We start from the raw sequence: 21495 nt of genomic DNA, 5'->3' as shown, positions 1-21495 counted from the left end.
CCCACCATGGTCAGTCCCCTGCTTGCCAAGGCCGCGCCCCAAGGCCGCGAAATCGTCAACGTCACGCCGGAACGCGCGGGCTGGACCCACGTGGGTTTTCGCGCCGTGCGCCTGAAGTCCGGCGAAACCGAAACCGTGCAAACCGGCCGCCGCGAACTGTGCCTGGTGGTGCTGACCGGCACCGTCGAGGTGACGGTCGATGGCCAAAACTTTCCTCACCTGGGCACGCGCGACAGCGTGTTTGAAGAGGTGCCTCCGGCTGCTGTGTATGTGCCTGCCGGAAAAACTGTGCTGGTACGCGCAGAACGCGATTCTGAGGTGGCGTTGTGCAGCGCGCCGGGCGACAGCAAGGCGCGTGAGGTGCGCGTGATCGACCCGGCCTCCATGCGCCGCAGTGTGCGGGGCAAAGGCACCAACACCCGTTATGTGTGCGACATCCTGCCGCACGATGACCCGATGGCTGCACACCTGCTGGTGGTGGAAGTCATGACGCCCGCCAGCCACTCGTCGAGTTATCCGCCGCACAAGCACGATGTGGAACAGCCCCCGGTGGAAACGCTGCTGGAAGAAACCTACTACCACCGCCTCAACCCGCCGCAGGGTTTTGCCTTCCAGCGTGTTTACACCGACGACCGCAGCCTGGACGAAGCCTGTGCCGTGGAAAACCACGATGTCGTGATGGTGCCGCGCGGCTACCACCCGGTCACCGCCCCGCACGGCTACGACCTCTATTACCTCAATGTGATGGCGGGGCCGAACCGCTTCTGGGTTTTCAAGAACGACCCGGCGCATGAGTGGATGCTGGCACCGGGCTGAAGCCGCCCGCCAGCGCCTCGCGCAGGTAGGCCACAAACACCGTCACGGCGCGCGGCACATGGGCTGAATAAGGCCGGATGGCGTAGAGCTGTCCGGCAAACGCGCCCACGGGCTCCCACTGCGGCAGCACCTGCACCAGCTTGCCCGCGAGCAAGCTGGCTTGGGCGGTGAAGTCCGGCAACAGCGCAATGCCCAGACCCGTCAAGGCCGCGTCACGCAGTGCCTCGCTGTTGTTGGCGGACAGCGAACCCGAGACCGGCATGGTGACCCGTTCGGCTGCCTGTGCGCTATCATTTTCACCCCTGTTTTTCGGATGGATGGCTTCGAAGGTCCAGGCCGGTGTGTCCTGCGCGCGTGGGTAGTGCAGGCAGTTGTGGGTGAGCAGGTCCTGGGGTGTGGCAGGCACTCCACGCTTGCGCAGGTAGCTGCGGCTGGCCACCAGCACAGACCGGGTGGCGCACAGCGTCCAGGCGACATGGGTGTCCGGCGGTGCGGCGGTGTGGCGAATGGCCAGGTCGAATCCCTCCGTGGCCATGGAGCGCAGACGGTCGGACATGTCCAGCTCCAGTTTGATCTCGGGGTAGTCACGCAGAAAATCGGCCAGCCGGGGTACCAGTTGCTGGCGCGCAAAGGCCACCGGTGCGGTGATGCGCAGCAGGCCCCGCGGCACGCCTGCCAGGTCGCGCACCTGGGCAAAACTCTGGGCAATCTGTTCGAACTGCGCGCGCGTGTCATCCACCAGGCGCTGGCCCGCTTCGGTCAGCTGCACACTGCGTGTGGTGCGGCGCACCAGGGCGACGCCGGCGGTGCGCTCCAGATCGGCCATGTGCTGGCTCATGGCTGCCTTGCTCACGCCCAGCCGGGCCGCCGCGGCCGTGTAGCTGCCTTGCTGCGCCAGCACGGTGAGCCAGTGCAGGTGGCTCCAGAGTTCATGGGTGTGTTGCTCGTTCATGGCGCTATTGTTCATTATTTTGAACAATCAGTTCAGCGCTGCGGTCTTGTGGCACGGGGGTGTCGTCCCTAAACTACACAGGCAAACCGCAAGCGCGCCTTCTTTTTAAACCAACGAGACAAGTCATGACCCACACCGCAGATACCGCCGAAATTGCCCAGTACATCCACGGCGTGCGCACCGCAGGCAGCGGCACACGCACCCAGCCCGTCTACAACCCCGCCACCGGGGCCGTCAGCCGCCAGGTGCGCCTGGGCAACGGGCAGGACGTGGATGCTGCCGTGGCCTCGGCCAAAGCGGCTTTTCCCGCGTGGTCCGACACGCCGCCGATCCGCCGCGCACGCGTGCTGTTCAAGTTTCTGGAGTTGCTGAACAAGCACAAGGACGAGCTGGCCCACCTCATCACCGCCGAGCACGGCAAGGTGTTCACCGATGCCCAGGGCGAAGTGGCCCGTGGCATTGATATCGTCGAGTTTTCCTGCGGCATTCCCCAGTTGCTCAAGGGCGACTTCACCGACCAGGTCTCCACCGGCATCGACAACTGGACGCTGCGCCAGCCCCTGGGCGTGGTTGCTGGCATCACACCGTTCAACTTTCCCGTCATGGTGCCGATGTGGATGTTCCCGGTGGCCATTGCCGCAGGCAACACCTTCATCCTCAAGCCCAGCCCGATCGACCCCAGCGCCAGCTTGTTTCTAGCCGACCTGCTCAAGCAGGCCGGTCTGCCGGACGGCGTGTTCAACGTGGTGCAAGGCGACAAGGAAGCCGTGGACGCGCTGCTGGTGCACCCCGATGTCAAGGCCGTGTCCTTCGTCGGCTCCACGCCGATTGCCAACTACATCTACGAGACTGGCGCCCACCACGGCAAGCGCGTGCAGGCCCTGGGCGGTGCCAAGAACCACATGGTGGTCATGCCCGATGCCGACATCGACCAGGTGGTCGATGCGTTGATTGGTGCAGGTTTTGGGTCGGCAGGCGAACGCTGCATGGCGATTTCGGTGGCCGTGCTAGTGGGGGATGTGGCCGACAAGGTCATGCCCAAATTGCTGGAGCGCACCAAGGCGCTGAAGGTGCTCAACGGCACCAACCTCGCCGCCGAAATGGGCCCCATCGTCACCCCCGCAGCGCATGCACGCATCACCGGCTACATCGAGCAGGGTGTTAAGGAAGGCGCGCAAATGCTGGTGGACGGTCGCGGCTTCAACGGCGCCGCAGCAGGCGAAGGCTGCGAGCAGGGCTTCTGGATGGGCGGCACGCTGTTTGACCACGTCACGCCCGACATGCGCATCTACAAGGAAGAAATCTTCGGCCCGGTGCTGGCCTGTGTGCGCGTACCCGATCTGGCGACCTCGATCCAGCTCATCAACGACCACGAATTCGGCAACGGCGTGGCCTGCTTCACCCGCGACGGCAACGTGGCCCGTGAATTCAGCCGCCGCATCCAGGTGGGCATGGTCGGCATCAACGTGCCGATTCCCGTGCCCATGGCCTGGCACGGTTTTGGCGGCTGGAAGAAGAGCCTGTTCGGTGACATGCACGCCTACGGCGAAGAAGGCGTGCGTTTTTACACCAAGCAAAAGTCCATCATGCAACGCTGGCCCGAAAGCATTGCCAAGGGCGCTGAGTTTGTGATGCCCACCGCCAAGTAAGCGGGTTCAGCTCAGGATCACGCTGGACAGGCGCCGGCGGTAGGTGGCGACGGTGGGGTCCACCGGCGGAATCTGTCCGTCGGCCACCTTCACCTGGGGCGGCTCGATGATGTCCAGGATGGCGATGAAGGTCTTGCGGGCGAGGTCATCGGCCCAGGTCTTGTCGCGCATCAGGATTTCGAGCAACTCGTCCATGGCGGCCACCCAGTCTTGCGCCGCCATCAGGGTTTGGGCTTTGGCGAAGCGGGTGTCGAAATCACGCTTGTTCAAGGCAATTTTTGCGTCAAATTCGGCTGTAGCCCCCGTGTGTCCTGCGCGGTCAGCTGCAAAATCAATAGCATTCATCCAGCGTTGCAGGGAGTCAAACTTGCGCACCAGGCTGGTTTTGGCGATCACCGGGGCAAAAGCGACCTTGGCATCGTCGTCGCGGCCGTCCTGCAGCAGCAGCTTGATGTAGTCAAAACGGGCGTCTTCGTCGTCCGGGTTCTTCAGCATGGCCTGGTGCAGGGCCTCGTGGATGGCTTCGGGGTCGTCGGCCGCTGGCGCGTCGCTTACTTCCACACTGGTCACTTCTGCTTCCAGCACGTCGCCTTCGGGCAGGTGTTTGTCCAGAAACGCCTTGATCTGGCCTTCGGGCAGCGCGCCCATGAAACCGTCCACCGGCTTGCCCTGGAACATCAGCACGCAGGTGGGGATGCTGCGAATGCCAAAGGCCTGGCTGAGTTCCTGCTCCTGGTCGGAGTCAATCTTGACCAGCTTGAAGCGCCCGGCGTAATCCGTCTCGATCTTTTCCAGCAGCGGGCCGATCACCTTGCAGGGGCCGCACCAGGGCGCCCAAAAGTCCACCAGCACGGGGACTTGCATGGAGGCGGCGACCACCTCGGCATCAAAGTTTTCTTCGGTAACGTTCATCATTTTGGGGAACTCGGGTAGGGTTAAGTAAAATTTGATTTTTGATTACTTGCGGGACAGACCGCAGCCGGTGACGCGTAGCGCACTGGCAAGCGCTGTTCTCAACACTATGCACATTCAAATCGGCGTCGTCATGGGTTCCAGCTCCGACTGGGACACCATGCAGCATGCAGTCCACATTCTCCAACAGTTTGGCATCAAGCATGAGGCCCGTGTGGTCTCGGCCCACCGCATGCCCGACGACATGTTCGCCTACGCGGAAGCCGCGGTTGGCCTGGGGCTGAAAGCCATCATCGCCGGCGCGGGCGGTGCCGCCCACCTGCCAGGCATGCTGGCCGCCAAAACCACGGTGCCGGTGCTGGGTGTGCCGGTGGCCAGCAAGCACCTCTCGGGGGTGGACTCGCTGCACAGCATTGTGCAAATGCCCAAGGGTGTGCCGGTGGCCACCTTTGCCATTGGCGCCGCCGGTGCGGCCAATGCGGCGCTGTTTGCCGTGGCCATGCTGGCCAACGACAACCCGGCGTTGCGCGCCAAACTGGATGCCTTTCGTGCCGAGCAGACCGAAGTGGCCCGCGGCATGACGCTGCCCCCCGTGTTATGAGCCGCCAGACCATCCTGCCCGGCAGCGCCGCCAGCGGGCAGCAAACCACGCTGGGCGTGATGGGCGGTGGCCAGCTGGGCCGCATGTTTGTGCAGGCCGCCCAGGCCATGGGCTATTTCACCGTGGTGCTGGACCCCGATGTCATCAGCCCCGCCGGGCTGGTGAGCCACTACCACATTCAGGCCGATTACCTGGACGAGCAGGGCCTGGCGCAACTCATGCAGCGCTGCGCGGCGATCACCACCGAATTTGAAAACGTGCCCGCCCCCGCGCTCATGACGCTGGGCGCCGCGCGCCCGGTGGCCCCAAGTGCCGAGGCCGTGGGCATTGCCCAGGACCGCGTCAAGGAGAAGGCTCATTTTGTGCGCTGCAGCGTGCCCTGCGCGCCCTATGCCGTGATCGAAACGGCCGCGCAATTGGCCGCGGTGACGGACGATTTGTTGCCCGGTATCGTCAAAACGGCCCGCATGGGCTACGACGGCAAAGGCCAGATTCGCGTCAAGACCCGCACTGAGCTGGCGGCGGCTTGGGACGAGCTGAAAAACGTCACCTGCGTGCTGGAAAAAATGCTGCCCCTCAAGGCCGAGTGCTCGGTGATCGTGGCGCGTGGCTGGGACGGCACCTGTGTCAACCTGCCGGTGCAGCTCAACCTGCACCGCGAAGGCATTCTGGCGGTGACCGAAGCTTTTGAAGGAAATATGCCTCTAGCCCAGGCGCAGCAAGCGGTAGCAGCTACTAAAGCGATAGCAGATGAGCTGCAGTACGTGGGGGTGCTGTGTGTGGAGTTTTTCGTGCTGGCCGACGACTCGCTGGTGGTGAACGAGATGGCGCCCCGCCCGCACAACAGCGGCCATTACTCGATGGACGCCTGCGACCTCTCGCAGTTTGACCTGCAGGTGCGCACCCTGGCCGGCCTGCCGCTGGTGCAACCGCGCCAGCACAGCCCGGCCATCATGCTCAACCTGCTGGGCGACTTGTGGGTCGATGGCAAAACGCCCGCCTGGGACCAGGTGCTGGCGCTGCCGGGCACGCATCTGCACCTGTACGGCAAGCTCAATGCCAGCAAGGGCCGCAAGATGGGCCACCTGACGCTCACTGGCGCTACCGTGGCCGAGGTCCGCGTCACGGCGCTGGCGGCGGCGGCCTGCCTCGGCATTGAGGCGTTTTAAGTGTTGCACCGGTCATGATGCTGGATGGATTGGCGGCTGCCTCCGTCGCTGCGGGTGTTGACGCCATCCGGGCAGGCGACTTGCTGGGCTTGCCCACCGAGACCGTGTACGGCCTGGCGGCAGACGCTGAAAACGACGCTGCGGTGGCCAAGATTTTTGTCGCCAAAGGCCGCCCCGCCAACCACCCCCTGATCGTGCATGTGCTGGATGCGGCCAGCGTGGCGCACTTTGCGGCTGAGGTGCCGGACTTTGCCCAACAGCTCATCACCGCCTTCTGGCCGGGTCCGCTGACCGTGATCCTGCCGCGCCGCGCCGGTGTGGCAGCGGCGGCGGCAGGCGGGCAAAACTCGATTGGCCTGCGCAGCCCCTCGCACCCGGTGGCACAGGCCGTGCTCAAGGCCTGCCTGGACACCACGGAACCCGCCCGCAAGCCGGTCTGGGGCATTGCGGCCCCCAGCGCCAACCAGTTTGGCCGCGTCAGCCCCACCACCGCGGCGCATGTGCAGGGCGAATTTGGCGCGGAGCTGTTGATTCTGGACGGCGGCGCTTGCACCGTGGGCATTGAGTCCACCATCATCGACTGCACCCGTGGCGTGCCCGTGCTGCTGCGTCCCGGCGCCATCAGCCGCGAGCAGGCGCAGGCCGTGTGCGGACAGCAAGTGCTATTAAAAGAAGAGCTGGAGGCGCCCGATGCACCTGCGCCCAGGGCCTCTGGCACCCTGGAGTCGCACTATGCGCCCCACGCCAAAGTGCGCCTGATGGACGCCCAAGCCCTGCAGACGGCGCTGGACATGCTGGGGGCGGACATCGACGGCGGTGAAGTCGCTGGCCCCGTCATCGCCACCTATTCACGCGCCATTTTGAAAAGCCGTTCCAGCAGCGTGCTGCGCCGGCGCATGCCGGATGACGCGGCGGACACTGCGCAGCAGCTGTTTGCCGCGCTGCGGGCGTTTGATGCGCAAGGCGTCAAGCTGATCTGGATCGAAACTCCGCCCGACACCCCGGCCTGGGATGGCGTGCGGGACCGGCTGCAACGGGCGTCGGCGGGTTGAGGCCGTGGGCGACTAAAACTTGTAGCCCACCGTGATGCCGTAAGACACGGGGTCCAGCGCAATGTCCATGGTCTGGCCGGTTGAAAAGTGGGTCGTGGTCGTCAACTTGGATTTGGCATAAAACACGTCGACAAACCATTTCTCGTTCACGGCAAAAGTTGCACCGATTTGCGGCGTCAGCACGAACTTCGAATCCACGGTGATCTTGGTCGGCGAGCCACCGGGGTTGGTGGCTGCCGTCAGCTTGCCGCTGCCTGATTCATTGAAGAAATAGGCGTAGGTTGCACCCAGTCCCACATAGGGGCGAAACCTGGCGCTGGCTTCCATAAAACGGTATTGCAGGAACACGACGAACGGCAGGGCCTGCACTTCGCCCACCTGGCCTGCCCCGGCCAGGGCGCCATCGCCGTAGAGCTTGTGTTTGAAAGGCAAGGCCAGTGGCACGTCCACCGACACGTTGTCGGTCAGCATGTAGGTCACGCCGCCGCTGAGTTGGGAGTCCGAACTCACATCGGCCTTGGTGCCCCCCAGAAAGTCAGGCGCGGTCAGAAAACCGCTGGTCACTTGCGGTGCAATGGTGGTGACGCCTGCGCGCACCATCCAGGTTCCGGCTGTCTGGGCAAAGCTGCTGGTAGCGGCCAAGGTGGCAGCGGCAACGGCGAGGAACTTCAATTGGTTTTTCATGAGGCAGTTTCCTTGACGTTCGTTGGGTTAGAGCCAGCCGGCCAGGATCATTTCCTTGGTCACGAGTTGCGCCAGCAGCTTGTAGCCGTAAGGGGTGGGGTGGACGGCGTCGGCAAACAGGTAGCGGGAGACATCGCCCACATTGACGTTGGTCAGGTTGCAAATCAGGGAACTCCCCAGTGAATTGGGCGACGGTGTGGCCAGGTTACAGGCGGTGCTGGTCACGTTGCTCAGGTCGTAGCTTGCGGGATTGGCTGCCTGGTTGCGGTTGTCGGAGTAGGCGTCGACCAGGCGCACGCCCGCGGTGCCTGCCAGGCCTGCTTTCAACTGCGCGTTGAAGGTGGCCGACATCGTGTTGATGAGACCTTGTGTGGCGGCGTCCTGGGCGTAAGCAAACGGGGTTTTGCTGACATCGGGCACGTTGACCACGGCGACGTATTTGGCCCCTTTGCCCACGATCTGCGTCTGTACGTAGGCGGCCAATTGCGCGCCAGCGGTTCCCATTGCCGTGACAGCTGCGGTCGAGGCGGTGTTGGTCGCTGTGGCCTGGTCCATGCCGCCCCCCATCAGCGAGGCGACCGTGGGTGCAATGGCGGCGAGGTTCAGAAACACGTCGTTGCCCCCGGCCATCACGGTGACCAGTTCTTTGCCACTGAAACTGCCGCCCACTGCGGCCAAATGGTTGCTGATTTGTGTCACCACGGGCACCGTGAGCTGACCGAGCGTGGCGTTGGCGCCGCCCAGCAGTTTGTTGCCAGGTCCGACCGGGTGGGTGACCCGCGAGCCGCCCTGCGCGTAGTTCAGGCAACCGGCGTGGTTGGTGACCGGCACGCTGAAGCCGTAATTGACATCGCCATCCAGTCCGGTTTGTGCCGAACAGGGCGCAGCCTGGCCGATTTGGGCCGCAATCAACGCCGTCCAGTTTTTGCTGGGGACGGGGCTGGTGCCCGTTGCGCCTGCAATGCCATTGACGGTGTAGAGGCCACCGCCCAAAGCCGCGACCGTGCCCACCTTGTAGGTGCCCACATCACTCAGGCTGTCGCCAAACGACACCAGGGAGGTGAATTTGACGGCGTTCGACTGGTCGCCATCGCCGCCACCGCCACAGGCGGCAACGAGGAGGGCTGCGCCCAACGCTAGCGGGAGTGATTTGAACTGTTTCATGCAGGGCTCCAAAATGGATTTTCTAAAATAGAACGGTCGTGCTATTTCAGATCCTGATCATAAATCTCAAATCAAACGATGCAAATTGGGGTTAACCCCTTCGCTACCTTGCCAGTGACCCGTGCCTCTCCGGATGCCGCCGTTGGCGTCCACATAGCCGGTTAGCGTGGGCATCGAATGGTCTGACCAAAAGCGCAAGTTCAAAGTGGTAGATGCCTGCGTACAGTCTTATCCGACAATTTGAAGTTCTCATGGCGTAATTTTGACTGTCGAGAATTTTTACATTCAAGATGCTTGCTATGCATTTAATTTCTTTTAAATGTCGTAAGTTATTGATAATTATCATGAAGTGATTGTGGGCGCACTAATTGCTTTAGTCTGAACTGCTGTAGGCAATTACCCAAATCACGAAAAGTTTCCACAAATGAAAATCAAAGCACTGATCGCCGCAATGGCACTGTTCACAGGCCTCACTGCGAACGCGGCAATTGTCAGCGCCTCACAAAATCAGACCGTTAACGGTCAGGACTTCACCTTTGCGCTCGCAACCCCAGCCCATGCCGTCAATACCGGCTCCAAGCTGAGTTTGACGGTTCAGGGCGATTTCAACGGTGAAGATGGCGAGTTCGTGACACTGTTCATTGAAGGCGTCAACATGGGCACGTTCGGCGCTGCGTCTGCTGGCGTCTACGATGTTGTCGACTACCGCTCCGGAACCAACAACTTCAATGCACTGAAGTTCAGCTTCGACTTTCTGCTGGCCAGCGGCCTAACCAGCGCTTACTTGGCTGACGGCGACATTGACGTGCTGGTCGACTTCAACTCCGGCGTGACTGCCAACTGTGGCTGGTCCAATAGCCAGAACTGCATCACCAATGTGGGCACTTCGCCATTTGCAAATGTCGCATTCGACTACCAAACCGCGGTTGTCCCTGAGCCCGCATCGCTGGCGCTGGTTGGTTTCGGCCTGTTCGGCTTAGCAGTTATCCGCCGCCGCAAGTCAATGGAAGGATGATGCTTGCCTGCATCGAAGCTTAAACGGGGCTAACGCCCCGTTTTCTTTTGGCGATGCCCATTCTGCGGCTAACCCCTTTGCCACCCGGGCAATGGCGCGCGAGTCTATCGATACCGCAGTTTCATCCCCAAAATCACGCTGGCGAGCGCCAGGGTGATGGCGTTGGCGATCACGATGGGCCAGGCGGCCAGCATCACGCCATACACCAGCCAGCCAGCTGAGCCGATCGTGAACACGCTGTACATGCCCAGCGAGATACCGCGCACATCGCGTGTTTGAAAGGTGTGCCAGGCCTGGGGTACAAAGCTGGCGGTGGTGAGAACGGCTGACACATAGCCGATAAGTTCAACGGTAGACGGGATGGACATGGTGGGGACGCTGGGGGCTAAAAGGTGTTTGATGAAAAGGTCGAAAAGGTCGAAAAAAGGCGCAACAAGCGGAAATGGGATGTCTGTTCAATTGTCCTTGGCCGCCCAGTCCACCAGCGCTTCAAACGCGGGTCGGACTGCATTGGCGTTGGGGTGGTTGGCAATGGCCACCAGCACATAACGTTTGCCACCGCTGGCGTCCACATAACCGGCCAGCGCGGTCACATCGCGCAGGCTGCCGGTTTTCAGGTGGGCGCTGCCCTGGGACAGGGTGCGGCTGCGCTTGAGCGTGCCGTCGACCCCGGTGATGGGCAGGGACGACATCAGCTCGGGCATCACGGGTGAGGCGTAGGCGGTTTGCAGCAGGCGTGCCAGCGCCTGGGCGCTGATGCGCTCCTGGCGCGACAGGCCGGAGCCGTTGTCCAGCGTGGGCGCGTCGTCCGTGCCGATGCGGTTTTTCCACCATTGGCGCACCACCTCGCGCGAGGCCTCGCGGGTGGCCAGTGGCGCCTGCAGGCTGAGCGTCAGGAACACCTGCTGCGCCATCACGTTGTTGCTGTATTTGTTGATGTCCCGGATGACCTCGGTCAGCGGGGGCGAGGTCATTTCAAAGGCGGGCGTCAACAGGACGCTGGATGGCGCGGGGACCTGTCCTTCATGCACGGTGCCGGTGAGCTTGCCCCCCATGTCGCGCCACAGGCCTTCCACCGCGCGGGCGCTGAAGCTTTTGGGATCGGCATAGGCCACGGCCCACACTTTTTCATTGCAACTGGCCGGGTAGCTGCCGTTGAAGCGGATGCGTGTGGGATCGGAGAAATCCGCCTTGAGCGCGGCGCGGTAATCGCCGCACTCGGCGTTGCCTGCGTTGTTGCCATTCGACAGCGGCACGCTGGTCTGCATCTGCACGCCCGCCAGCGTGGGTTCGATCTGCACCTGCGCCGTGTTGGCCGTGCGGTCGGGCACAAAGGTCATGACGACCGACTTGAAATTGAGCAGCAGGGCGTCGGGCGTGGCGTTGTAGGGGCGCAGCGGGTCGCCGTCAAAGTCGGCCGGGTCGGCGGTGATGGCCTCGAACGCGCTGCGGTCCAGCACGATGTCGCCCGCGATGTGGTGGATGCCCAGGCCTTTCACGCGGCGCAACAGCAGCCACAGGCGCTCGACCACCAGCTTGGGGTCGCCCTGGCCCTTGATATACAGGTTTCCAAACAGGGTGCCGTCGCGTACCGCGCCTTCCACAAACACCGGCGTGCTCCAGGTGAAGGCGGGGCCCAGCAGGTCCAGCGCGGCAAACGTGGTGACCAGCTTCATGACCGAGGCCGGGTTGACGGGCACGTTGGCGCGGTGGCTCAGGCGCGGCGGCCGTTTGCCCTCGGCGTCCACCACCAGCAGGGTGATGGCGTCGCGCGGCACCTTGGCGCGGGCCAGCGCCGCGTCCACCGCCGGGGGCAGGTTTTGCGCCAGGGACAGGCCGCACATAAGGGCTGAAAAAGTGCACAGCAGGGTGGTTTTGAAAGACATGCCCTGATTATCCGGTGGGCCATCTCACGCTGGGCATTAACAAAGTTAGGCTCAAAATCTAACGAAGTTGTGCGTAACTTTGAGTAGAACGGTAAGCAATCAATTGGATGACGTCGCCCGCTACTGTTCTGAGCTGAGGCAGAATTTCATGTCTGCAATGCGGCGCAAGCGGACCTTGTCGGCACGGTTTGTGTAGGGCCGATGCCACCGGGGTGGATGGCTCCGCTCATGTCCCCCGGAGCGGGCTGCGCCCGATCCTCCTCCTTGACTTCGCTGCACCATCCACCCCGGTGTCATCGACAGCCAGCCATGTTGATGCGCAATGACTCAAAAGCCAATGAACGCCAGCAACGCTTGCAGGCTCAGGACGGTGTGGCGCTCAGCACCGTGAGGTCAAGGAGGAGCCCGCAGGGCGGGGGACACGAACGGCGCTGAGTGCTACACCGTCCTGAGTCCCGCCTGCCCTCTTGGGAATAACTGCAAAGGGTCTGTAGCCGTCTTGCGCTTTCGACCCAATGCAGATGTCAGTTCCAAACTAATGGCAGCTGCAGAGTTGCCTATTTACGCTTTTCAAACCAGACACTCGCGACGCCTTCAAGGGTTATCAGCGCAAAATAGCGCAAAAAATAGCGCTTTAGAAAATGAGGTCCTTGTGAATCAATCCGTTGCCCATGCCGAACTCATCGCCTCTTTCAGGAGGGCGGAGGTAGATGCTGCTCACAAATTCGGATTGATCAAAGCTGTTGAAAATAAAGGACCCAAGGCCATTCAGGCGGCCGTCGAAACCGCTGCAAAGGCAGCTAAACGCAGGGATTCGTATGCAAAAAAGCTGAATGTCCTTGGGGTGAGCCTCAAGGATTGAGCGCGGCTCAGTACCTGCACGGCCGACCCCGTCTGCTGGCCTGACAGCACTACAGCCCGCTATGAAGGACTGCGAACAGTCAGGAAATACGTGGGAATTGAACTTCCACCAAGCTGCCGTTGGCGAATGGCTGGATATGGACCATTGCAGTTTTCCCGGTACCAGGCGATTTGCCCGGCATTTTTGCAGCTTAAGTTTGAAGATTGGGTGGTCGTAACTTTGTGAGTGCCCACACGCCGCGGGATCAGCCACGGATAATGGGGAGATGCACTCCTCTTCACGCCCCGCTTCCGGCGGTTTGTCGCCCCGCACGGTGGGCCTGATTGCCGCCGTGGTCACCGTCTTCATCTGGACGTCGTTCATCATCATCGCCCGCGCCTCGGCCGACCCCGCGCGTGGCGGCACCCTGAGCCCGTTTGACATCGCGTATTGCCGCATCCTCGGCGCCAGTGTCATCCTGCTGCCCTGGGGCGCCTGGCTGGTTTACCGCGACCGGGCGCGGGGTGTCGGGCAGTCGTCCCTGTTCGGCGTGTCGCCGCTGTCGCTCAAAGTCACCGCCACGGTGGGGCTGTTTGGCGGGCTGCTGTACGCCCTGCTGGCCTACAGCGGCTTTGTGTTTGCGCCTGCCGCCCACGCCTCGGTGCTGATGCCGGGCAGCCTGCCGCTGTGGACGGCCGTGCTGGCCGCCGTGGTGCTGCATGACCGCATCACCCCGCTGCGTGCGCTTGGCCTGGCCTTCATCGTGCTGGGCGACCTGATGGTGGGAGGCGCCAGCCTGCTGCATGCGTTTGACGGCGGTCATGTCTGGAAGGGCGACCTGCTGTTCATGTCGGCCGCCATGTGCTGGGCGGCCTACAGCGTGCTGGCACGCCGCCACGCACTTGATGCGGTGCGCGCCACCATCGCCATCACGGCGTTTGCCTTTGTGACGTACGTGCCCGTCTACTCCCTGCTGATGCTCACGCAGGCGGTCCCGGGGCAGGTGTTCACGGCACCGCTCAAAGAGGTGTTGTTCCAGACCGTGTTCCAGGGCTGGGGCTCGGTGGTGATCTCCGGCATCACCTTCACCAAGATGATCCAGCACTTTGGCCCTGTGCGCTCCACCATGATCACGGCGCTGGTGCCCGGCCTCTCGGCTCTGGGCGCCGTGCTGTTTCTGGGCGAGCCTTTGCACTGGAACCTGGCCGCCGGGCTGGTGCTGGTGACCGTCGGCATTCTGTTTGGGGTGCGTGCGGTGCCGCCTGTTGCTATGAAAAAAGAAGCTACTTCCGCAGGTAATGCGGGAGCTAGAGGCTGATTTGATATAAAAATATGACCATGAACCTGCTTGCCTTTGACACCAGCACCGATGTGATGTCCATCGCCGTGCAGCGCACGCAAGACGGCGTGGCCGAGCTGTGGCAACACACCGCCCCCGGCGGCGCCCAGACCTCGGCGAACCTCATTCCCGCCCTCCAGCAGTTGATGGTGCAGGCCCAGCTGCAGTTCAGCCAGCTCGACGCCATCGTGTTTGGCTGCGGCCCGGGCTCCTTCACGGGGCTGCGCACCGCGTGTGCCGTGGCGCAGGGGCTGGCGTTCGGCGTCAAGCGGCCCGTGCTGCCGGTGGACACCCTGCTGGCCGTGGCCGAAGACGCCCGCCACACGCACGCCGCCGCCCAGAACCGTTTTGAGGTGACCGCCCTGCTGGACGCCCGCATGGATGAAATGTATGCAGCCTGCTATGTGTTTGATAGCGGACAGTGGACGCAAACACAGGGCCACAGCCTGATTCGCCCTGAAGACCTGATCGGCCAGACCGGCGGCGCCTGGGTTGGCAATGTGTTCGCCGTCTACGGCACGCGCCTGCCCGATACCGGCGCGCTGCGCCTGGACGCGCGGCCCACCGCCGCCGCCCTGCTGCGCCTCGCGCCCGCCTTGCTCGCGGCCGGGGCTGCCGTTCCGGCTGACCAGGCCTTGCCGCTCTATGTGCGCGACAAAGTGGCCAAAACCACGGCCGAGCGCGCGGCCGAAAAGGCGGCGCTGTGAATGCCATGCTGAACCCGGTGGAAGTGCGCTTCGAACCCCTGGACCCGCGGCACCTGGGTGCTGTGCTGCGTTTGGAGCAGCAGGCGTATGCCCACCCCTGGTCGCAGGGCAACTTTGTGGACTCCCTTAAATCGGGTTACGAGGCCCAGATGCTGTTGGCTGGCGACATTCTGCTGGGCTACTTCGTGGCCATGAAGGGGGTGGACGAAGTGCACCTGCTCAACATCACCGTCGCGCCCGAGTACCAGGGCCAGGGCTGGGCCCGCGTCATGCTCGATGCGCTCACCCTGTGGGCCAAGGGGCAGGGCGCCGAATGGCTCTGGCTGGAAGTGCGGGTGGGCAATGTGCGCGCCTTTCAGGTGTACGAGGCGCATGGCTACCGGCGCGTGGGGCAGCGCAAAAATTACTATCCCGCCGTGGATGGCCAGCGTGAAGATGCGCTGGTGATGAGCCGCAAGGTCTGAGTCGGTGAAAATCACCCCATGAGCCTTGACCTAGACGAACGCCAGCGCGCCATGTTGCAAGAGATGGGCGTGCACGTCTGGCTGCCCCTGCCCGAGGCGCCTGCCGGGCAGATGTCGGCAGACGCTATAGAAAATATAGCTATTACCGCCCTCCAGACGGGGGCTGCAGCCCAAAAAGCCTCAAATTCACCAGCCCGGGTGCCGGCACCCCGCGTCGCTGCACCTGCCGCACCCGTGGTGTCCGGCGTCGTGCCGGACGGCATTGCCCACATGGATTGGCCCACGCTGGCCCAGACCGTGGGGGGCTGCGAGGCCTGCAAGCTCTGCACCGGCCGGCGTGCGCCCGTGTTTGGCGGCGCCAGCGCCCCCGGCCAGGCGGACTGGCTGGTGCTGGGCGACCCGCCGGACGATGCCGAGGAACGCGCCGGCATCCCGTTTGCGGACCAGGCCGGTCAACTGCTGGACAACATGCTCAAGGCCGTGGGCGTGAGCCGCCGTGACGCCGACATCAGCGGTGCGGCGGCGGCCTATGTCACCAACGTCGTCAAATGCCGCCCGGCCGTGGTGCGCATGCCCGACCCGCAGGAACTCGCCACCTGCGCCCACTACCTGCGCCGCGAAGTGGCGCTGGTGCAACCCAAAGTCATCCTCGCCATGGGCCGCCTGGCCGCCCAGAGCCTGCTGCAGGACAGCCTGCCCGGCGTGGCCACCATCCCGCTGGGCAAGCTGCGCGGCCAGATCTACCGTTACCAGGGCATCCCGGTGGTGGTCACCTACCACCCCACCTACCTGCTGCGCACTCCGCAAGACAAGGCCCGTGCCTGGGCCGATCTGTGTCTGGCCCTGGATGAGGCACGGCGCGGGGGTTAGTGGGGCGTAATGGGGTTTGGCGGGCGGTGCGGGCTAGTCCCGCCACGGTGGCGCCGCCACGCGATCCGTCTCGCCGGGAATGGCCGCAAAACCATTGGCTTCCCAGCGCTTGGCCGCCTGGGCAAGACGGCTGCGGTCGGTGGAGACAAAGTTCCACCACATGCGCACCGGTTGTTCCAGCGGCGCCCCACCAATGACCACCAGCCGCGCCCCTGACGGACCCGCTTGCAGTGTGGCGCCGGACGCGGTGGGCAGCACCGCCATCGTCTGGGCCGCCAGCGGCTGGCCGTCCATCACCAGGCTGTGCGCCGGGCTGTAGAGGGCCATTTCTGTCGCCAGCGGTGGCAACACCCAGGTAGCGTCGGCCGGTAACTGCACATCCAGGTACAGGGTGGGCGACGCGGCGCGCACGGGGCTGCGCAAACCGAAGGCCTCGCCCACCAGCACGCGGATGTGCACGCCATCGGGCTGTTCCAGTGTGGGCAAGTCGGCGGTCGCAACATGCTGGAAGGCGGGTGCAGTCTCTTCCAGCGCAGGCGGCAAGGCCACCCACAGTTGCAGCCCGTGCAGGCGCCGCGGCTGGCCCCGTTCCTCATCGGTCGCCCGCTCGCTGTGCACGATCCCGCGACCGGCCGTCATCCAGTTGATCGCCCCGGGGGTGATGGCCTGCACCGTGCCCAGGCTGTCGCGGTGCAGCAGGCTGCCCTCCAACAGGTAACTCACGGTGGCCAGGCCGATGTGCGGGTGCGCGCCGACATCACTGTCCGCTGCCGGCGGCAGGGTGACCGGCCCAAAGTGATCGAAGAACACAAAGGGGCCGACGGCTCGCCGGGCGGTGGCGGGCAGCACCCGGCGCACGGTCAAGCCATCGGCCAGGTCAGTCACGCGGCCGGTCAAGTGAAGCAGGTCTGTCATTGGGGTTCTCCTTCAAGCCTGTTCAGAGGGCAGGCTGGCGGGATTCTCCCAGCCGCCCGTCGCGGAAATCGCTCAAGGCCTGGTAAATCTCGTCTTGCGAGTTCATCACAAAAGGGCCGTACTGAACAATCGGTTCCTTGAGCGGTTGTCCTGAAATGAGCAGCACCCGGGCGTCTGTGCTGGCCTCCATCACCACGCCATCGGCCTGCGCGTCGTTGGCCAGGATGGCCATGCGCTGCACCGGAACGGTCTGGCCTGCAATGCGCACCTCACCCCGGTACACGTAAACAAACGCGTTGTGGCTGGCGGGCAGCGTTTGTTCGAAACGTGCGCCACCGGGCAGGTGCACATCCAGGTAGCGGGGGGCCGTGGTGTCGCGGGTCACGGCACCGGTGACGCCCTGGCTCTCCCCTGCAATCACCGTCACGGCCACGCCTTGAGCGGTCACGAATTTGGGCAGCTCGTCGGCTTTGAAGTCGCGGTACCAGGGTGTCCTCATTTTCTCGCCCTTGGGCAAATTGAGCCAGAGCTGGAAGCCCTCCATCACGCCGGCTTCCTGCTGGGGAATTTCAGAATGGATCACGCCTTTGCCGGCCGTCATCCACTGCACGCCGCCGTTTTCCAGCAGGCCCTCATGGCCCGCGCTGTCGCGGTGCAGCATGCGCCCGGCGATCATGTAGGTGACCGTCTCAAACCCCCGGTGGGGATGGTCCGGAAAACCCGCGATGTAGTCATCCGGCTGGTCGCTGCCGAAGGCATCGAGCATCAGGAAGGGGTCCAGCCGGTGCTGCAGGTGGTGGGTCAGCACGCGGGTGAGTTTGACGCCCGCGCCGTCCGTGGTGGCCTGGCCGGTAATCAGCCGCTCCACGGTGCGGGACCGTTGGACGGCAGGAGGGGTGAGTGGGGTGTTCATGGCTTGGCTCTTTCGCAAGGTTGATTCATTCAGCGGCGTCAGTTCAATCGCGGCGGGCGTCCAGACTCCAGGCGCCTGCGCCGTTGGCGGCCAGTGCCAGCAAACCACCGACCACGGCGATGTTCTTGAAGAACAGCAGCTGGGTCACAAAGGCCTGGTCAGCCGGGACGGCCCAATAAGCGTGGAAGAAGAAACTCGCCACCAGCGTGAACGCCGCCAGGACCAGGGCCGCAATGCGCGTCCCGAACCCCGCCAGCAACGCCAGGCTGCCTACGATTTCCACGGTCAGTGCCAGGGCAGCGCCGAGGGTGGGCAGCGGCAAACCCACGGAGGAGATGTAGCCCACCGTGCCGGCAAAGCCGGTGAGCTTGCTGATGCCGGCGGGCAGAAACAGGGCAACAAAGAGCAGGCGGGCAGCCAGGCTCAGCGCGTTTTGAAGGGACTTGGACATGATGGATTCCTTTGAAAAATAAAATGAAAGAAGGGCGATGGGTGAACTTTATTCCTCATCAATCCACTTGGGAATCCCTTCGAATGGATAAGATTGTTCCCATGATGGAACAATCACCCGCCCCCGGCAGCGTTGACCCCAACGACCTGCTCATCTTTGCCCGTGTCGCCGAACTGGGCAGTTTCAGCCGCGCAGCCGAGCGCCTGGGCTTGCCCAAGTCCACCGTGTCGCGGCGGGTGGCGGCGCTGGAGCAGCAGCTGGGCGAGAAGCTGTTGCTGCGCACCACCCGGCGCCAGACGCTGACCGAATTCGGCTTGCAACTGTTGGAGCATGCGCGCCAGGTGGCGTCTGAAGTGGAGGCGGTGACGGCGCTCAGCGAGCGCCGCCAAGCCACCCCGAGCGGGCGATTGCGGGTCTCCATGCCCAGCGATTTCGCCAATCTGCTGCTGGCCGACACACTGGCCGCGTTCATTGCGCTTTATCCAGCGATCCAGCTGGACCTGGATTTGTCACCGCGCCGGGTGGATCTGCTGGGCGAGGGCTTTGATGTCGTCTTGCGCATGGGCGCCTTGCCGGACGATGCTTTGCTGGTGGCGCGGCGCCTGGCTGTTTTTTCCATGGGCCTGTACGCGGCACCGGGCTACCTGGCCGAACACGGCGAGCCACTGGTTCCCGACGATCTGGCCCGGCATGAAGCCATCAGGATGCTGCAGGGCAACGGTGAACCGGCCAGTTGGACCTTGATGCAGGGTGAACAGCGTTGGCAGGGGGTTCCGTCTGGGCGGGCCGGCGCCAATTCGCCCGAGCTGTTGATCCGCCTGGCCTGCGCCGGCACCGGTATCGCGGCGGTGCCCGACTATTTCGCGGCCCCCGACGTGCGCCGGGGCGCATTGCGACGGGTCTTGTCGGCTTGGTGCCTGCCCAGCCCGACGGCGTGGGCCGTGTTCCCCGAGCGCAAGCTGATGCCCCTCAAAACGCGCGTTTTTATCGACATGCTGCACACCGCGCTGGCCCAGGTGCCCGCTTGAGGGCACGTCTTGTCGTGAGGTGTCACATGGAGGCCGCATGGTCCAGGTCCGGCCGGTGCCAGGGGTCCACATGGGTCATCAGGTTCAGCACGCGGTGGCGGGCCAACACGCGCTGGCGCGCCAGCACGGCGATGTCGTGCCCGGCCTCGACGGTGATGGTGGCATCCACCTCAATGTGCGCGTCCACCACAATCATGTCGCCCATCTTGCGGGTGCGCACATCGTGCACATTGCTCACGCCGGGGGTCTCCATCAGGGTTTGGCGAATGGCCTCCACTTCCTGCTCGTCCACCGCGCGGTCCATCAGGTCGTGCAGGGCGTCCCAGGCAAACTCCCAGCCCATTTTGGTCACCATGAAGCCCACAATCAGCGCGGCAATCGGGTCCAGAATCGGGTAGCCCGCCAGGTTGCCGATGATGCCGATGCCCACCACGAGGGACGACGCCGCGTCCGAGCGCGCATGCCAGGCGTTGGCCACCAGCATGCTGGACTTCACCCGTTTGGCCACCGACAGCATGTAGCGAAACAGCAGCTCCTTGGCGATCAGCGCGCCACCGGCCACCCACAGCGCCATCACGTGCACGGTTTGCACGGTTTCGGGTGCTTCCAGCTTGCGCACGGCCGACCACAGCATGCCCAGGCCCACCACCAACAAGAGCGTGCCCAGCACCAGCGACGCCGCGGTCTCGAACCGCTGGTGGCCATAAGGGTGGTCTTCGTCCGCGTCTTTTTTGGCGTGGTGGCTGGCGAACAGCACCACAAAGTCGGCCACCAGGTCCGACAGCGAGTGAATGCCGTCGGCAATCAAACCTTGTGATTTGGCCACGATGCCCACCACGATCTGGACGATGGTCAGAACTAGGTTGACCCCCACACTCACCCAGGTGCTGCGCGAGGCGGCAGCGGCGCGTTCGGCCGGGGTGTGTTGGGTGTCTTCGGTGTCGTCGGCGAGTTCGGTCAATTTCATGGCGTACGGGTTCGAATGTCGCAAGGGGGCTTGCGGGGATGCGACGAGTTTAGGGGGCGCTCGTGTCTGCCGATTGTCGTGGCCGTGTCTTAACGCGGACTTAGGAGCGCACTTCTTACAATAGCGGCATGATATTTCTCGACATGCTGCGCGCCGCCGAGCGCCAAAACGGTTCGATGTTGTGCGTGGGGCTGGACCCCGAGCCCAGCAAGTTTCCTGGCGCCTTCAAGGGCGATGCCAGCAAAATCTACGACTTTTGCGCCGCCATCGTGGACGCCACGGCCGACTTGGTAATTTCGTTCAAGCCGCAAATTGCCTACTTTGCCGCCCACCGCGCCGAAGACCAGCTGGAGCGCCTGATGGCGCACATGCGCCGCACGGCGCCCCAGGTGCCCGTCATTTTGGACGCCAAGCGCGGCGACATCGGCAGCACGGCCGAGCAATACGCCATCGAGGCTTTTGAGCGTTATGGCGCTGATGCCGTCACGCTGTCGCCCTTCATGGGTTTTGACTCGGTGCAGCCTTACCTGAAGTACCACGGCAAAGGCGCGTTTTTGCTGTGCCGCACCTCCAACCCCGGCGGTGATGATTTGCAGAACCAGCGCCTCTCCAGCGTGCCAGGCGAGCCCTTGCTGTACGAGCACATCGCCCGGTTGGCGCAAGGCCCATGGAATCTCAATGGCCAGCTCGGGCTGGTGGTGGGCGCCACCTACCCGGCCGAGATCGAGCGGGTGCGCGCGGTCGCGCCCACGCTGCCGCTGCTGATTCCCGGTGTGGGCGCACAGGGCGGTGACGCCGTCGCCACCGTCAAGGCCGGCTGGCGCGCGGTGGACGGTGAAACGGTGGCCCCGATCATCGTGAACTCTTCCCGCGCCATCATTTACGCCTCCTCCGGCGAGGACTTTGCACAGGCGGCGCGGCGCGAGGCCATCCGCACTCGTGACATGCTGCAGGCCGCCAAACCCGCGGGCTGAACGGTCCGTGCGGCCAGTGCGACCATGCTGATACAAGCTGTTGCAAAGCAGGGGTTCAGTTCGAGGTCTTTTCCCCGATAAGACAAAAGTGGGCCATGCCGATAGGCCGCCCACCCCATCCAGCCT

Annotated in this window: 23 protein-coding genes; 13 read left to right on the top strand and 10 right to left on the bottom strand. The window is 63.7% G+C overall.

What is annotated here, in order from left to right:
* Window positions 1–6: 6 nt before the first annotated feature.
* The gene (gene iolB, locus AC097N_RS03865; protein WP_479579423.1) at window positions 7–816 is read left to right on the top strand and encodes a 5-deoxy-glucuronate isomerase; all 810 of its coding nucleotides are present in this window, start codon (window positions 7–9) and stop codon (window positions 814–816) included.
* On the opposite strand, the gene AC097N_RS03860 is transcribed toward iolB, so the two are convergent.
* Window positions 773–1768, bottom strand: coding sequence for a LysR family transcriptional regulator (locus tag AC097N_RS03860; protein ID WP_479579422.1), 996 nt, complete (start codon window positions 1766–1768; stop codon window positions 773–775). The two genes, iolB and AC097N_RS03860, sit on opposite strands and share 44 nt — an antisense overlap.
* A 125-nt stretch (window positions 1769–1893) precedes the next feature.
* Here AC097N_RS03860 and AC097N_RS03855 point away from each other — a divergent pair, with 125 nt between their 5' ends.
* The gene (locus AC097N_RS03855; protein WP_479579421.1) at window positions 1894–3417 is read left to right on the top strand and encodes a CoA-acylating methylmalonate-semialdehyde dehydrogenase; all 1524 of its coding nucleotides are present in this window, start codon (window positions 1894–1896) and stop codon (window positions 3415–3417) included.
* Window positions 3418–3423: 6 nt separating this feature from the next.
* Here the strand turns inward: AC097N_RS03855 and trxA are convergent, their stop codons facing one another.
* On the bottom strand, window positions 3424–4332 hold the full coding sequence (trxA, locus tag AC097N_RS03850) for a thioredoxin (RefSeq protein ID WP_479579420.1): 909 nt from the start codon (window positions 4330–4332) through the stop codon (window positions 3424–3426).
* Between the two features lie 106 nt (window positions 4333–4438).
* Between trxA and purE the strand changes: the two genes are divergently transcribed.
* From purE to AC097N_RS03835, 3 genes are read left to right on the top strand one after another with little or no spacing between them, the layout of a single operon-like run.
* Window positions 4439–4930 (top strand): 5-(carboxyamino)imidazole ribonucleotide mutase, encoded by a 492-nt coding sequence (gene purE, locus AC097N_RS03845; RefSeq protein ID WP_479579419.1) that lies wholly within the window; start codon window positions 4439–4441, stop codon window positions 4928–4930.
* On the top strand, window positions 4927–6099 hold the full coding sequence (locus AC097N_RS03840; RefSeq protein WP_479579418.1) for a 5-(carboxyamino)imidazole ribonucleotide synthase: 1173 nt from the start codon (window positions 4927–4929) through the stop codon (window positions 6097–6099). Before purE ends, AC097N_RS03840 begins: the two co-directional genes overlap by 4 nt.
* Before the next feature lie 14 nt (window positions 6100–6113).
* On the top strand, window positions 6114–7151 hold the full coding sequence (locus AC097N_RS03835) for an L-threonylcarbamoyladenylate synthase (RefSeq protein ID WP_479579417.1): 1038 nt from the start codon (window positions 6114–6116) through the stop codon (window positions 7149–7151).
* A gap of 12 nt (window positions 7152–7163) precedes the next feature.
* Here the strand turns inward: AC097N_RS03835 and AC097N_RS03830 are convergent, their stop codons facing one another.
* Window positions 7164–7835 carry an OmpW/AlkL family protein gene (locus AC097N_RS03830; RefSeq protein ID WP_479579416.1) on the bottom strand — a complete coding sequence of 224 codons (672 nt, stop codon included), beginning with the start codon at window positions 7833–7835 and terminating at the stop codon, window positions 7164–7166.
* Between the two features lie 27 nt (window positions 7836–7862).
* On the bottom strand, window positions 7863–8999 hold the full coding sequence (locus AC097N_RS03825; RefSeq protein ID WP_479579415.1) for an SGNH/GDSL hydrolase family protein: 1137 nt from the start codon (window positions 8997–8999) through the stop codon (window positions 7863–7865).
* A 424-nt stretch (window positions 9000–9423) separates the two neighbouring features.
* Between AC097N_RS03825 and AC097N_RS03820 the strand changes: the two genes are divergently transcribed.
* Window positions 9424–10014, top strand: a complete 591-nt coding sequence (locus tag AC097N_RS03820; protein ID WP_479579414.1) for a PEP-CTERM sorting domain-containing protein — start codon at window positions 9424–9426, stop codon at window positions 10012–10014.
* A 104-nt stretch (window positions 10015–10118) separates the two neighbouring features.
* On the opposite strand, the gene AC097N_RS03815 is transcribed toward AC097N_RS03820, so the two are convergent.
* Window positions 10119–10382, bottom strand: a complete 264-nt coding sequence (locus tag AC097N_RS03815) for a SemiSWEET transporter (protein ID WP_479579413.1) — start codon at window positions 10380–10382, stop codon at window positions 10119–10121.
* 87 nt (window positions 10383–10469) lie between these two features.
* Window positions 10470–11900, bottom strand: coding sequence for a D-alanyl-D-alanine carboxypeptidase/D-alanyl-D-alanine endopeptidase (gene dacB, locus AC097N_RS03810; RefSeq protein WP_479579412.1), 1431 nt, complete (start codon window positions 11898–11900; stop codon window positions 10470–10472).
* Window positions 11901–12552: 652 nt separating this feature from the next.
* On the opposite strand from dacB, the gene AC097N_RS03805 reads away from it, so the two are divergent.
* The 5 genes from AC097N_RS03805 to AC097N_RS03785 all read left to right on the top strand — a co-directional run bounded on the left by AC097N_RS03805 (window position 12553) and on the right by AC097N_RS03785 (window position 16121).
* Window positions 12553–12762, top strand: a complete 210-nt coding sequence (locus AC097N_RS03805) for a hypothetical protein (RefSeq protein ID WP_479579411.1) — start codon at window positions 12553–12555, stop codon at window positions 12760–12762.
* A gap of 265 nt (window positions 12763–13027) precedes the next feature.
* Window positions 13028–14059 carry a DMT family transporter gene (locus AC097N_RS03800; RefSeq protein ID WP_479579410.1) on the top strand — a complete coding sequence of 344 codons (1032 nt, stop codon included), beginning with the start codon at window positions 13028–13030 and terminating at the stop codon, window positions 14057–14059.
* 20 nt (window positions 14060–14079) lie between these two features.
* Window positions 14080–14787, top strand: a complete 708-nt coding sequence (tsaB, locus tag AC097N_RS03795) for a tRNA (adenosine(37)-N6)-threonylcarbamoyltransferase complex dimerization subunit type 1 TsaB (RefSeq protein WP_479579409.1) — start codon at window positions 14080–14082, stop codon at window positions 14785–14787.
* Window positions 14788–14792: 5 nt separating this feature from the next.
* Window positions 14793–15251, top strand: a complete 459-nt coding sequence (gene rimI, locus AC097N_RS03790; protein WP_479579580.1) for a ribosomal protein S18-alanine N-acetyltransferase — start codon at window positions 14793–14795, stop codon at window positions 15249–15251.
* A gap of 18 nt (window positions 15252–15269) precedes the next feature.
* Window positions 15270–16121: a uracil-DNA glycosylase gene (locus AC097N_RS03785; RefSeq protein ID WP_479579408.1), complete on the top strand. Its 852-nt coding sequence runs from the start codon at window positions 15270–15272 to the stop codon at window positions 16119–16121.
* Between the two features lie 33 nt (window positions 16122–16154).
* Here the strand turns inward: AC097N_RS03785 and AC097N_RS03780 are convergent, their stop codons facing one another.
* The 3 genes from AC097N_RS03780 to AC097N_RS03770 are packed head-to-tail and all read right to left on the bottom strand — an operon-like array spanning window position 16155 to window position 18400.
* The gene (locus tag AC097N_RS03780) at window positions 16155–17036 is read right to left on the bottom strand and encodes a pirin family protein (protein ID WP_479579407.1); all 882 of its coding nucleotides are present in this window, start codon (window positions 17034–17036) and stop codon (window positions 16155–16157) included.
* A 22-nt stretch (window positions 17037–17058) separates the two neighbouring features.
* On the bottom strand, window positions 17059–17949 hold the full coding sequence (locus tag AC097N_RS03775; protein ID WP_479579406.1) for a pirin family protein: 891 nt from the start codon (window positions 17947–17949) through the stop codon (window positions 17059–17061).
* A 43-nt stretch (window positions 17950–17992) separates the two neighbouring features.
* A complete protein-coding gene (locus AC097N_RS03770) occupies window positions 17993–18400 on the bottom strand; it encodes a DoxX family protein (RefSeq protein ID WP_479579405.1) in 408 nt (135 codons plus the stop codon).
* 83 nt (window positions 18401–18483) lie between these two features.
* Between AC097N_RS03770 and AC097N_RS03765 the strand changes: the two genes are divergently transcribed.
* Window positions 18484–19428 (top strand): LysR family transcriptional regulator, encoded by a 945-nt coding sequence (locus tag AC097N_RS03765; RefSeq protein ID WP_479579404.1) that lies wholly within the window; start codon window positions 18484–18486, stop codon window positions 19426–19428.
* 22 nt (window positions 19429–19450) lie between these two features.
* Here AC097N_RS03765 and AC097N_RS03760 read toward each other — a convergent pair whose 3' ends face one another.
* Window positions 19451–20395: a cation diffusion facilitator family transporter gene (locus AC097N_RS03760; protein WP_479579403.1), complete on the bottom strand. Its 945-nt coding sequence runs from the start codon at window positions 20393–20395 to the stop codon at window positions 19451–19453.
* A 128-nt stretch (window positions 20396–20523) separates the two neighbouring features.
* Between AC097N_RS03760 and pyrF the strand changes: the two genes are divergently transcribed.
* Window positions 20524–21369, top strand: a complete 846-nt coding sequence (gene pyrF / locus AC097N_RS03755) for an orotidine-5'-phosphate decarboxylase (protein WP_479579402.1) — start codon at window positions 20524–20526, stop codon at window positions 21367–21369.
* The last annotated feature ends 126 nt before the right edge of the window (window positions 21370–21495 follow it).

Source organism: Rhodoferax sp. LS1R11, assembly GCF_056521395.1.
The sequence above is the reverse complement of the archived record's forward strand: the minus strand, read 5'-3'. Positions and strand labels throughout refer to the sequence as shown.

Bases quoted from the DNA above. Each gene is read 5' to 3' on its own strand.
- AC097N_RS03840 (WP_479579418.1), top strand. From the start codon at position 4,927: ATGAGCCGCCAGACCATCCTGCCCGGCAGCGCCGCCAGCGGGCAGCAA.
- dacB (WP_479579412.1), bottom strand. From the start codon at position 11,900: ATGTCTTTCAAAACCACCCTGCTGTGCACTTTTTCAGCCCTTATGTGC.
- rimI (WP_479579580.1), top strand. From the start codon at position 14,793: ATGCTGAACCCGGTGGAAGTGCGCTTCGAACCCCTGGACCCGCGGCAC.
- AC097N_RS03855 (WP_479579421.1), top strand. From the start codon at position 1,894: ATGACCCACACCGCAGATACCGCCGAAATTGCCCAGTACATCCACGGC.
- AC097N_RS03765 (WP_479579404.1), top strand. From the start codon at position 18,484: ATGGATAAGATTGTTCCCATGATGGAACAATCACCCGCCCCCGGCAGC.
- AC097N_RS03860 (WP_479579422.1), bottom strand. From the start codon at position 1,768: ATGAACGAGCAACACACCCATGAACTCTGGAGCCACCTGCACTGGCTC.
- AC097N_RS03820 (WP_479579414.1), top strand. From the start codon at position 9,424: ATGAAAATCAAAGCACTGATCGCCGCAATGGCACTGTTCACAGGCCTC.
- trxA (WP_479579420.1), bottom strand. From the start codon at position 4,332: ATGATGAACGTTACCGAAGAAAACTTTGATGCCGAGGTGGTCGCCGCC.
- AC097N_RS03835 (WP_479579417.1), top strand. From the start codon at position 6,114: ATGATGCTGGATGGATTGGCGGCTGCCTCCGTCGCTGCGGGTGTTGAC.
- AC097N_RS03760 (WP_479579403.1), bottom strand. From the start codon at position 20,395: ATGAAATTGACCGAACTCGCCGACGACACCGAAGACACCCAACACACC.
- AC097N_RS03775 (WP_479579406.1), bottom strand. From the start codon at position 17,949: ATGAACACCCCACTCACCCCTCCTGCCGTCCAACGGTCCCGCACCGTG.
- AC097N_RS03785 (WP_479579408.1), top strand. From the start codon at position 15,270: ATGAGCCTTGACCTAGACGAACGCCAGCGCGCCATGTTGCAAGAGATG.
- purE (WP_479579419.1), top strand. From the start codon at position 4,439: ATGCACATTCAAATCGGCGTCGTCATGGGTTCCAGCTCCGACTGGGAC.
- iolB (WP_479579423.1), top strand. From the start codon at position 7: ATGGTCAGTCCCCTGCTTGCCAAGGCCGCGCCCCAAGGCCGCGAAATC.
- AC097N_RS03800 (WP_479579410.1), top strand. From the start codon at position 13,028: ATGCACTCCTCTTCACGCCCCGCTTCCGGCGGTTTGTCGCCCCGCACG.
- AC097N_RS03825 (WP_479579415.1), bottom strand. From the start codon at position 8,999: ATGAAACAGTTCAAATCACTCCCGCTAGCGTTGGGCGCAGCCCTCCTC.
- AC097N_RS03815 (WP_479579413.1), bottom strand. From the start codon at position 10,382: ATGTCCATCCCGTCTACCGTTGAACTTATCGGCTATGTGTCAGCCGTT.
- pyrF (WP_479579402.1), top strand. From the start codon at position 20,524: ATGATATTTCTCGACATGCTGCGCGCCGCCGAGCGCCAAAACGGTTCG.
- AC097N_RS03780 (WP_479579407.1), bottom strand. From the start codon at position 17,036: ATGACAGACCTGCTTCACTTGACCGGCCGCGTGACTGACCTGGCCGAT.
- tsaB (WP_479579409.1), top strand. From the start codon at position 14,080: ATGAACCTGCTTGCCTTTGACACCAGCACCGATGTGATGTCCATCGCC.
- AC097N_RS03830 (WP_479579416.1), bottom strand. From the start codon at position 7,835: ATGAAAAACCAATTGAAGTTCCTCGCCGTTGCCGCTGCCACCTTGGCC.
- AC097N_RS03770 (WP_479579405.1), bottom strand. From the start codon at position 18,400: ATGTCCAAGTCCCTTCAAAACGCGCTGAGCCTGGCTGCCCGCCTGCTC.